The 10705-nt window shown below is 72.9% G+C and carries 9 protein-coding genes; 4 read left to right on the forward strand and 5 right to left on the reverse strand.

Going from position 1 to position 10705, the window contains the following annotated elements; translation table 11 throughout:
* Together DW297_RS14365 and DW297_RS14370 are read right to left on the reverse strand one after the other, a co-directional pair.
* Positions 1 to 1451 (reverse strand): ComEC/Rec2 family competence protein (locus DW297_RS14365; protein WP_136033581.1); only part of this gene is annotated, 1451 nt, incomplete at its 3' end.
* Positions 1448 to 2047 (reverse strand): ComEA family DNA-binding protein, encoded by a 600-nt coding sequence (locus DW297_RS14370; RefSeq protein ID WP_136033583.1) that lies wholly within the window; start codon positions 2045 to 2047, stop codon positions 1448 to 1450. The genes DW297_RS14365 and DW297_RS14370, both read right to left, overlap by 4 nt.
* A gap of 215 nt (positions 2048 to 2262) precedes the next feature.
* On the opposite strand from DW297_RS14370, the gene DW297_RS14375 reads away from it, so the two are divergent.
* The gene (locus DW297_RS14375; protein WP_136033585.1) at positions 2263 to 2940 is read left to right on the forward strand and encodes a hypothetical protein; all 678 of its coding nucleotides are present in this window, start codon (positions 2263 to 2265) and stop codon (positions 2938 to 2940) included.
* Between the two features lie 25 nt (positions 2941 to 2965).
* Here the strand turns inward: DW297_RS14375 and leuS are convergent, their stop codons facing one another.
* Positions 2966 to 5503 (reverse strand): leucine--tRNA ligase, encoded by a 2538-nt coding sequence (gene leuS, locus DW297_RS14380; protein WP_136033595.1) that lies wholly within the window; start codon positions 5501 to 5503, stop codon positions 2966 to 2968.
* Between the two features lie 73 nt (positions 5504 to 5576).
* Positions 5577 to 6887, reverse strand: a complete 1311-nt coding sequence (locus DW297_RS14385; RefSeq protein ID WP_136033587.1) for an anthranilate synthase component I family protein — start codon at positions 6885 to 6887, stop codon at positions 5577 to 5579.
* Between the two features lie 41 nt (positions 6888 to 6928).
* On the opposite strand from DW297_RS14385, the gene DW297_RS14390 reads away from it, so the two are divergent.
* Genes DW297_RS14390 through DW297_RS14400 form a run of 3 tightly spaced genes read left to right on the forward strand, consistent with a single transcriptional unit; the run spans position 6929 to position 9495 of the window.
* Complete coding sequence (locus DW297_RS14390; protein ID WP_136033589.1) at positions 6929 to 7600, forward strand: DedA family protein; 672 nt, start codon at positions 6929 to 6931, stop codon at positions 7598 to 7600.
* Between the two features lie 4 nt (positions 7601 to 7604).
* Positions 7605 to 8630 carry an App1 family protein gene (locus DW297_RS14395; RefSeq protein WP_136033591.1) on the forward strand — a complete coding sequence of 342 codons (1026 nt, stop codon included), beginning with the start codon at positions 7605 to 7607 and terminating at the stop codon, positions 8628 to 8630.
* A 1-nt stretch (position 8631) separates the two neighbouring features.
* Entirely contained in the window at positions 8632 to 9495 is an 864-nt protein-coding gene (locus DW297_RS14400) for a 3-methyladenine DNA glycosylase (RefSeq protein ID WP_136033593.1), read from the forward strand.
* 15 nt (positions 9496 to 9510) lie between these two features.
* Here the strand turns inward: DW297_RS14400 and DW297_RS14405 are convergent.
* A partial coding sequence (locus DW297_RS14405) for a glycoside hydrolase family 3 N-terminal domain-containing protein (RefSeq protein WP_342589031.1) occupies positions 9511 to 10705 on the reverse strand: 1195 nt, incomplete at its 5' end.

The following is a 10705-nucleotide window of genomic DNA, read 5'->3' on the forward strand; positions in this document are numbered from 1 at the left end:
GAGCCGCGCACGCGCCACCGCGGACCACGGCTCCCGCCCTCCAGGCACACGACCGCGACCGCGGCGCCGAGCCCGGCGACCAGTGCCGCGCTGCCGATCCCTGCGGGCAGCAGGATGGTCGCACCGGGCAGGTCCGCGGTCACCTGGGCGGTCGTCGCGATCCAGGTCGCGGGCAGCCACGCGGTGGCGGCCAGGAGGTCGGCGACCGCGGGCACGGGCGCCGCGAGGCAGGCGAGCAGCCCGACCACGGTCGCGACCGGTGCCGCGGGTTCCGCGATCAGGTTCGCCGCCACGCCGATGAGCGACTGCTGTTCCGCGAACAGCGCGATGATGGGCCCGCACGCGAGCTGCGCCGAGAGCGGGACCGCGATCGCCAGTGCGACCGGGCCCGGCATCCACCGTCGCAACCCGCGTGACAACGGCGGTGCGAGCAGGATGAGTGCGCCCGTCGCGGCGGCCGACAGCGCGAAGCCGGGCGTCGCGGCGAGCCACGGATCGGACACCAGGATCATGATCGTCGACAGGGCGAGCACGCCTGCACCGGCGCTCGGTCGTCCTAGGAGCACGGACAGCATCCCCGCGCCCGCCATCACCGCGGCGCGCACCACGCTCGGCTCCGGCGTGACCAGCACCACAAAGCCGGAGAGCGCCGTGGTCGCGAGCACCACCCGCAGCGCCCGGCCGCCACCGCACAGCGCCGTGAGCCCGAAGACCGCCGCCACCACGATCGCGCAGTTCGCCCCGCTGACGGCCGTGAGGTGACTGAGACCGCTCGAACGCATGTCTTCGTCCAGGTCGGAGCCCACCGCCCTGGTGTCCCCTACGGCGAGTCCCGGCAGGAGCGCCCCGCCCGGCTCGGGCAGCCGCAGCGCGCGGTCGACGAAGGCGCGGCGCGCCGTGGCGGCCACGCCGAACACCCCGGACGGAGGCTGCACGACCTCCGTGGTCGTGGCGTAGAGCACCAGCACCGCGCGCTCCCCCGCCTCCGTCGCCGAGGTCTCCCCCACGACGCGGAGCCGGGCGCCGAGGTCGATGCCGTCGGCTGTCGCGGTCCCGATCCGCACCGGCACCGCGACCGGGCGCGCCCGACCCGGCGGACCGAGGCTCTTCGTGGTCGCCTCGACCCAGAGCCGCCCGTCCTGACCCGTGGACGCGGACGACGTGACCTCGACCACCGCTTCGACCACGCGGCCGCCCTGCCCCGCGGCGGCTTCGCGCGACGGAAGGGCGTACCCCACGGACAGCGCCGTGGCCGCGGCCGCCGCGAGCATCAGGAGGACCAGCCCCGCGCCGTGCCTCCCCCGCGCGAGCAGCACCAGCAGGACGACGCCCGCCGCGACGCCGCACACGAGCGCACAGGCCGCCGCGAGACCGGGCTGGAACACGCAGACGAGCGCCGCCGCCCACACCGCGAGGGCGACCGGCACGAGCCGGAGATCGCGGGACTTCACACCCGTACCCCGTCGCGTAATCCCGCGAGCAGCTTCTCCCCGATGCCCGGCACGCCGAGGAGGTCGTCCACCGACTGGAAGCGTCCGTTCTCCTCCCGCCACGCGATGATGCGGGCGGCCAGGGCGGGACCGATCCGCGGCAGCGTCTCCAGCGCGGCCTGGTCGGCCGCGTTGAGGTCGATCCGCGCGTCCGTGGGTGCCGCGGCAGGAGAACCGGTGCCCGACCCGCCGACCACGGGCACCAGGATCTGCTCGCCGTCCTCGACCCGGCGGGCGAGGTTGATCGCGGCGAGGTCGGCGTCGACCGTCGTCCCGCCCGCAGCCGCCACCGCATCGACCAGCCGCGCATCACCGCCGACGAGGTACAGTCCCGGCCGCTCGACCGCGCCGAGCACGTGCACGTACAGCACGTCGGACGACGGCGCGGCCGTCGCGCGGTCGCCCACCGGGAAGGACTCCGCCGGTGCGCCCTGGCCGCGCAGGATGCCCAGACCCACCGCGGCCGACAGCACGACGAGCGCCAGTGCCACCGCGGCGCCCACACCGAGCCGCAGTCGTCGCTGCCGGGGTACGGGTGTCGGTGCGGGAGGAGTCACCCCGTCACGGTAGGTCTCCGCAGACCCCCCGCGACCACGGGGAACCGCCGGTCGTGGACAACAGCGGCGCCCGGTCCGCCGTGCAGAGCCGAAGGCGGGGCGATCGGAGCCGAGCTCGCTCCGACGCCGCCAGGCCGGCAGCACGCATGAGCCGGCGCCCGGGCACGCCGCTCTCTCTTCCGATGCGTGCCCGCCGCGTGGCGCAGACTGGACCGGTGACCGACATCGTCGACGACCTGCCCCCGGAGGCCTCTCATCGCGACGCTGAGCGCGCTTTCCGCGAGGCGGGCTGGACGCCGAGCGGCGCGGGCGACTGGGCCTTCGCCCTGCGCTCACCCGACGGCGTCGCCGCGGTGCGCATCAGCCCGTTCGATCCGGTCGGACCGTACACGGCCGCGCTGTATCGCGAAGCCGCGCACACCGGTCAGGTACCGCGACTGTTCGCGCACCGCCGACTCGCGGGCGGCGGCGATCTGCAGGTGATGGAGTGGCTCCACGCGGTCGACGAGAAGGACGCGGTCGCCTTCCACACCGCCATCGCCGAACGCGCACCGCACGTCGCCGAGCTCGTCGACGTCGTGCGCCGCATCCATGCCAGGGCAGCGCGGGCGCTGCCCTGGTGCGGCCCCCTCGATCAGAACCCGTCCAACATCATGCGCGGCAGCGACGGGCGTCTCGTCGCGTGCGATCTGTACTACGCGGACGGTCCGGCTCTGTATGCGATGGCCGGCTCCGATCCGACCCGGTTCGTGACGCTCCTGCCGGAGTCCGAGCGCCGCTACCTGACCGAGATCCCGCTCGCGGAGTCCGGCCCGTGGGCCGAGGCGTCTCGCGCGGCGATGCGCCGGGGCATCGCCGTCGCGGACGCCGCGCGCGCCGACCGGGACGCGTGACCGCGGCTCTGGAGGTCGCGACGGATCAGCCCGCGACGACGATGCTGACGATCTTGGGAGCGCGCACGACGACCTTCACGATCTCGCGGTCGCCGATCGACCGGATCACGCGCTCATCCGCGCGAGCGAGCGCTTCCAGCTCGGCCTCGCCGATGCGCGCGGGGACCTCGAGCTGAGCCCGCACCTTGCCGCCCACCTGCACGACGGCCGTGACCGTGTCCTCCACGAGCAGCGCGGGGTCGGCCGAGCGCCACGTGACCAGTCCGACGGACGGTTCGTGCCCGAGCAGCTCCCACATCTCCTCCGCGGTGTGCGGCGCGATCAGGTCGAGCATCACGGCGATCGTCTCGGCGGCCTCGCGCACCGCGGGGTCGCCCGAACCGCCCGCGCCGTCGATGGTCTTGCGGGTGACGTTCACCAGCTCCATCAGCCGGGCGACCAGCACGTTGAACTTGGTCTGCTCGACCAGCGCCGGAGCCTCCGCGAGCAGCTTGTGCGTGGCGCGACGCAGGGCCGCGTCTCCCCCGTCGAACACCACGTCGACCGGGCTGGACACCTCGTGCCCGATGCGCAGCGCACGCGAGAGGAACTTCTGCGCGCCCGTGGTCGACACGTCCGCCCAGTCCTTGTCGTCCTCCACCGGACCGGCGAAGGCGAGGCCCACGCGCAGCGCATCGGCGCCGTGCGCGTCGAGCTCCTCCTGGAACAGCACCAGGTTGCCCTTGCTCTTCGACATCTTCTGCCCGTCGAGCAGCACCATCCCCTGATTGATCAGGTTCGAGAACGGCTCGGTGAAGTCGATCAGGCCCATGTCGAACAGGACCTTCGTGATGAAACGCGCGTAGAGCAGGTGCAGGATCGCGTGCTCGACGCCGCCGATGTATGAGTCCACCGGCGCCCAGCGCGACGCCTGGGCGGGGTCGAACGCCACGGTGTCGCTGTTCGGCGAGAGGAAGCGCAGGAAGTACCACGAGCTGTCGACGAACGTGTCCATCGTGTCGGGGTCGCGCAGCATGGGGTCGCCGGTCTCCGGGTCGGTCGTGCGCACCCAGCTCTCCGCCCCGCCCAGCGGCGAGGTGCCCTTGGGCTTGAGGTCGAGTCCCTCGACGCTCGGCAGCTTCACGGGCAGCCGGTCCTCGGGCACCGGCACGATGCGGCCGTCGTCGCCGTGCAGCATCGGGATCGGCGTTCCCCAGAAGCGCTGTCGCGAGATCAGCCAGTCGCGCAGACGGTAGTTCTTCGCCGCACGGCCCGTGCCCGACGCCTCCAGCTGCTCGATCGCGCGGGCGATCGCGTTGCGCTTGGACAGCCCGTTCAGCGGACCCGAGTTGATCATGCGACCGTCGCCCGTGAGCGCGACACCGGTCGATGCGGGGTGCTGCTCGTCGAGGGCGGCGCCCGTGTCGATCGGGACGCCCTCCTCGTCGACCTCGATCACCGGCATGGCCCCCGTGATCGGCGCGGTCGTGTCGACCACGACCTTGACCGGCAGGTCGAAGGCGCGGGCGAAGTCGAGGTCGCGCTGGTCGTGCGCGGGAACCGCCATCACGGCGCCGTGGCCGTAGTCGGCCAGCACGTAGTCGGCGGCCCACACCGGCAGCTTCTCGCCGTTCACGGGGTTGATCGCGTAGCGCTCCAGGAACACGCCCGTCTTGGGGCGATCCGTGGACTGCCGATCGATGTCGGACTCCTTCTGCACCTGCTCCAGATAGTCCTGGAACCGCTGGCGCACCTCGACGGGAGCCTCGGCGGCCAGTTCAGCGGCGAGATCGGAGTCGGGCGCCACCACGAAGAACGTCGCACCGTGCAGGGTGTCAGGGCGCGTGGAGAACACCGTCACCGGCTCGTCACGGCCCTCGATGCGGAAGTCCACGTCGGCGCCGACCGAGCGGCCGATCCAGTTGCGCTGCATCTGCAGCACCTTGTGCGGCCAGAAACCCTCGAGCTGATTCAGGTCGTCGAGCAGCCGATCCGCGTAGTCGGTGATGCGGAAATACCACTGGGTGAGCTTCTTCTTCACGACCTCGTAGCCGCAGCGCTCGCAGCGACCGTCGACGACCTGCTCGTTCGCCAGCACCGTCTGGTCGTTCGGGCACCAGTTGACCGGGCTCTTCTTGCGGTACGCCAGGCCGCGCTCGTACATCTTCAGGAACAGCCACTGGTTCCAGCGGTAGTACTCCGGGTCGGACGTGTGCAGGACGCGGCTCCAGTCGAACGAGACGCCGTACTGCTCGAAGCCGACCTTCTGCTGCGCGATGTTCTGATAGGTCCACTCGCGCGGGTCCGCGCCCTGGCGGATCGCCGCGTTCTCGGCGGGCAGGCCGAACGAGTCCCAGCCGATCGGGTTGAGCACGTTGTGCCCGCGGTGACGCCAGAACCGCGCCACGATGTCGGAGTAGAGGTAGTTCTCCGCGTGCCCCATGTGCAGGTCGCCCGAGGGGTACGGGAACATCGCCAGGACGTAGCGCCGCGGGCGGGTGTCGCCGTCGCCGCCGGTGAGGAACGTCTCGTGCTCCGCCCAGTACTTCTGCCACTTGGCCTGGATGGCGTGCGCCGAGGGCATCTCCTCGTCGACGGGAGCGGTGGACAGGTTCTCGGACAACGAACGCACGACCAATCTGAGGGGAATTGCGGGATCAGTTCAGGATATCGGAACCCCACGGCCAGGGCGGCTCCGCGCCCAGCGCCGCGAGCGGAGCCCTCGCCTTGGTCGCGACCTCGGCGACCTCGGCCGCCGGCACCGAGCCCCACGTGATCCCGCCGCCCGCTCCGACCACGGCCTCGTCCCCCGCGATCACGATGCTGCGGATCACCATCGCGAGGTCGGCCGCGCCGTCCACGCCCACGTAGCCGAAGCAGCCGGCGTACACCCCCCGGGGGCCGCTCTCCAGCTCGTGCAGCCGCGTCATCGCCGACAGCTTCGGCGCCCCGGTCATGCTGCCGGCGGGGAACGCGGCCGCGAGCAGCGCGCCGAGCGTGACGCCGTCCGCCAGGGTGCCGCTCACCGTGCTCACGAGCTGGTGCACGGCCGGGTAGCTCTCCACGACCCACAGCCCGTCGACGCGGATCGTGCCGGGCACGCACACGCGCGACAGGTCGTTGCGCATGAGATCGACGATCATCACGTTCTCCGCGCGCTCCTTCGGGTCGCCGGCGAGCTCGGCGGCGAGCGCGGCATCCGTGTCGGGGTCGGTGCTGCGCGGCCGGGTGCCCTTGATCGGCCGGGTGCGCACGACTCCGCCCGCCGCGTGGAGGAACTGCTCCGGACTGGCGCTCAGCAGCGCGCGCCCGCCGATGCGCACGAAGCCCCCGTGGTGCGCGGGGGTCGCCGCCCGCAGCCGCCGGTACACCTCGACCGGGTCGTGCGTCCCCGGCACGGTGAAGCGCGTGGTGAGGCAGAGCTGATACGCGACGCCCGCGCGGATCAGGGCGCGGCACCGCTCGATGAGCTCGGCGTACTCCGCGGGGGCGTGCCGGGCCACGGTGGTCCCCGGTGTCGGATCCGGCCGCGCGGGAGTGGGGTCGACCGCCGCGACGAGGAGCTCGTCCGCCCAGGGGTCGGCGTCCGGCCCGGCGGGGTCGAGCGCCCACAGGCGATGGCGCGCATGGTCCCAGGCGATCGCGTGGGTCACCCGCATCCAGCCGTCGGGCACCGGGTCGTCCGCGGACACCGGGGCACCGGCGGCCGCGGCACCGCCCTCGTACGTGCACCAGCCGACCCATCCGCCGAGGAACGGGGGGAGCCCGGGCTCGGAGACGCGGCCGTCCAGCCGCACATCGTCGGGTCTCGGCGACGGCACGCCGACCCCCAGCAGACTCCACCCCTCCGCGGCTCCGTCCCCCGCGTCCAGCCAGAACACGTCACCCGCCCTGGCGGCGAGCACGCGGAACAGCCGCTCGGGGTCCGCCCAGGTCGGCAGGGGTCGGGGGCTCAGGTGCGCGCGCACCTTCCCAGCCTAGGTGCGGCGACGCCCGATATTCTCAGGGGGTGGACGACCTCCTGCTCTGGCTCCTCGACACCGTGCAGTCGATCGATCCGGTCACGCGCACACTGGTCGCCGGACTCGCGGTCATGCTGGAGACGAGCATCCTGATCGGGCTCATCGTCCCCGGCGACACGATCGTGATCATCGCCTCCATGGGGATCGCGACCCCCTGGGAGGGTGTGGCGATGGGCGTGACCGTCGTGGTCGGCGCCCTGATCGGCGAGAGCATCGGCTTCGGGCTCGGCCGGTGGCTCGGTCCCCACATCCGCTCGTCGTGGCTGGGGCGCCGCATCGGCGAGCAGAACTGGGTGCGCGCAGAGAACTACCTGGCCCGCCGCGGCGGCATCGCCATCTTCCTCTCCCGCTTCCTTCCGGTGCTGCACTCCCTGGTGCCGCTGACCGTCGGGATGAGCGAATACCCGTACCGCCGCTTCCTGGCGTGGACGACGCCCGCCTGCATCATCTGGGCCACGGCCTACGTGAGCGTGACCTCGCTCGCGGCGGGAAGCTTCCGCGACCTCGTCGACCGGGTGCACTACGCGAGCTACATCTTCGTCGGCGCCATCGCGCTCTTCCTGCTCCTGGCGTATCTGGGCAAGAAGCTGCTGCAGCGGCTGGAGGCGCGGCATCTGGAGGCGCCGGAGGCGGGCACGGACGCCGACGTGAAAGACTGAGGCAATGGCTTCCCCACCCCCGGCGCCCAGGATCCACTGGTTCGCACGGCTCGAGCACCGCCTCCACGTGTGGCGCGAGGGGCGAGCGCGCCGACGCGGCCGCAGCGCCACGATCCTCCCGTTCCCCGGCTACGGGGGTCCCGGGTGGGTGCGCGTGCTGGGGCGGGTGCTCATCGTGCCGCCGCAGCGTAGCAACCGGGACGGCGAGCCGGCGAGCATCCGCGGCTGGCGCAGCTTCGTCGGCATCCCGGTCGGGTTCGCGTCGGTCAGCGTGCACGTGGGCGACAGCACGCACCAGGTCGTCGCCGACCGCGGTGGTGTGATCGACGCCGTGATCCGCGCCGACCTGGAGCCCGGGTGGCAGACCTTCACGGTCACGGTCGAGGGGCAGGAGCCGATCGAGGCGCGGGCGTTCATCGTCGCGGCGGACACCCGGTTCGGGGTCGTGTCCGATGTGGACGACACGGTGATGGTCACGGCGCTCCCGCGCCCGTTCATCGCCTTCTGGAACTCCTTCGTCGTGGATGAGCACGCCCGCATCCCGGTCCCGGGCATGGCGGTGCTGCTGGACCAGCTCCTGCGCCAGCACCCCGGCGCGCCCATGGTGTACCTGTCCACGGGCGCCTGGAACGTCGCACCCACGCTCTCCCGGTTCCTCGGGCGGCACCTGTTCCCCGCAGGGTCGCTGCTGCTGACCGACTGGGGCCCGACGCACGACCGCTGGTTCCGCAGCGGCCGCGAGCACAAGCTCACGAACCTGCGCCGCCTGGCCACCGAGTTCCCCGAGGTGAAGTGGCTGCTGATCGGCGACGACGGCCAGCACGACGAGGCCATCTACACGCAGTTCCAGGAAGAGCACCCCGACTCCGTGGCCGGTGTGGCCATCCGGCGCCTCCTTCCCGCCGAGGCCGTGCTCGCCGGTGGGCGCGCCGAGATGGAGTCGCACGAGGCGGACGCCGCCCCCTGGGTCAGCGCCGAAGACGGTGCCGGTCTGCGCGACCAGCTCGGCGACGTGGGCATCCTGCATTGACATGGCCCTGACGCGCGAGGAGTGGCTCCCGCGGGAGCAGGCGCATCGGGAGCGTGCCGACGCGCTGACCGCCGACCACCGTGCCCGCCTGTCCCGCGGCGAGAAGCACCCGGTGTGGGACTTCCTCCACACCTATTACGCCTACAAGCCCGCGCAGCTGCGGCGCTGGCACCCCGGTGCGGGGGTCGAGCTGCGTGACGCCGCCGAGCGTGCCGGGTGGCGCTGGTACTCCCCCGGCGCGACCCCCGACGCGGTGGTTCCCGATGCCGACCGGTACGCGGCCGAGAAGCCCGAGCTGGCCGCGCTGGTCGAGCGCATGCTGCGTCGCACGGCCTCGCGGCCCGGGCAGTTCGGCTGCTTCGGACTCCACGAGTGGGCGATGGTGTATCGCGCGGACGAGCACCGTCACCCCGTGCCGCTGCGCCTCGGGAAGGACGGCACCGATGCGGTCGTGGAGTCGCACGACCTGCGGTGCACCCACTTCGACGCGTTCCGGTTCTTCACCCCGGAGGCCGTGCCACGCAACCGGACGACGCTCAGCAGGGACGGGCAGCCCCAGGTCGAGCAGCCGGGGTGCCTGCACGCCGGCATGGACCTGTACCGCTGGGCCATGAAGCTCGGGCCGCTCGTGCCCGGCGAGCTGCTGCTCGACACCTATGAGCTGGCGAGGGACATCCGCCTGCTGGACATGCAGGCCGCTCCCTACGACCTGGCCGCCTGGGACGTGGAGCCCGTGCGCATCGAGACGCCGGAGGGCAAGGCCGAGTACGTGCGACGACAGCGCGGCTTCGCGGAGCGGGGGGCGGTGCTGCGCGCAGCTCTGCTCCGCGCCTGGCTCGGCTCGGACGCACGCGCCGTCGCCTGAGCCGTCGCTTCCGCCTCAGCCCGCCGGGGTGCAGGTGTCGCAGACTCCCCAGGTCGCGGTGGATCCCGCGAGCTGCATCCGCAGGGCCAGTACTCGCGTCGCGGCGTCCGCCAGCCGTTCCGCGGGCAGGGTGCCCGCGTCGACCGCCGCCGCGATGCCCGCGGCCATGCGTCCGGCGGTCTGCGCGTCGGAGCCGGCGACCATGAGCACCAGGTCGTTGCCCGCCGCGACCGCCGCCACCCCGTTCGCCACCGGATCGGCGTAGGCGGGGTCGCCCGACGACAGCAGCATCCCGAGGTCGTCCGTCACCGAGACACCGTCGAAGCCGAGCTCGTCGCGGGCGAGCGTGTGCCACGTCGCGGACAGGGAGGCGGGCAGCGGGTCGACGGCGGTGTAGGCGAGATGCCCGTACATGAGGAGGGAGGCTCCCGCGTCGATGCCCGCGGCGAAGGGCACCGCGTCCGTCGTCTTCCACTCCTCCAGGCTCCGTCCGGTGGTCGGGATCGCGTGGTGCGAGTCGCCCGGAGCCGCACCGTGGCCGGGGAAGTGCTTGAGTGCGGAGGCGACGAACGGCTGCTGCGCCGAGGTGGCCGCCGCGACGCGCTCGGCCGCCCCGGACGGGTCGGTGCCGAGGGCCCGCCCGAAGATGAACGAGCCTCTGTCGGCGGTGACGTCTGCCACCGTGCCGAAGTTCACCGTGATGCCCGCACGGGCCACCAGTGCACCGCGGGCGGCGAACGCGGCCGACGTGTCGGCGACCGGGCGGTCCTTGAGGGTCGTCGAGGCGGGGAACACGTCCCCGTCGAGCCGGGAGACCAGGCCGCCCTCCTGGTCCACCGCGATCAGCGGAGGCAGCGTCGGGTCCACCGCGAGAGCATCCGTGAGCGCGTGCAGCTCGGCGTCGGTGCCGGGGATGTTCGCCCCCATCAGGATGAACCCGCCGAACCCGGCCTGCATGTAGGCGGCCAGCGCGGCCGGGTCGGTGCCGCCGATGTGTCCCATCACGATGGAGGCCGCCTGCTGCGCCACGGGCAGGTCGGCGACCGCGGCGGCGGCGCGTTCGCGGAGATACGCGGTGTCGGCGGCGTCCACCGTGGCGTCGGCGCTCCCGGCATCGTCGGTGGGCGCGGGAGTCTCCCCCGCGGTGGCAGCGGCAGCGGCAGGCGCGGGAGCGACGGTCGATGTCGCAGCGGGCAGCGGCGACGCGGCG

Source organism: Microbacterium sp. PF5, from assembly GCF_004794315.1.
Taxonomy (GTDB): domain Bacteria; phylum Actinomycetota; class Actinomycetes; order Actinomycetales; family Microbacteriaceae; genus Microbacterium; species Microbacterium sufflavum.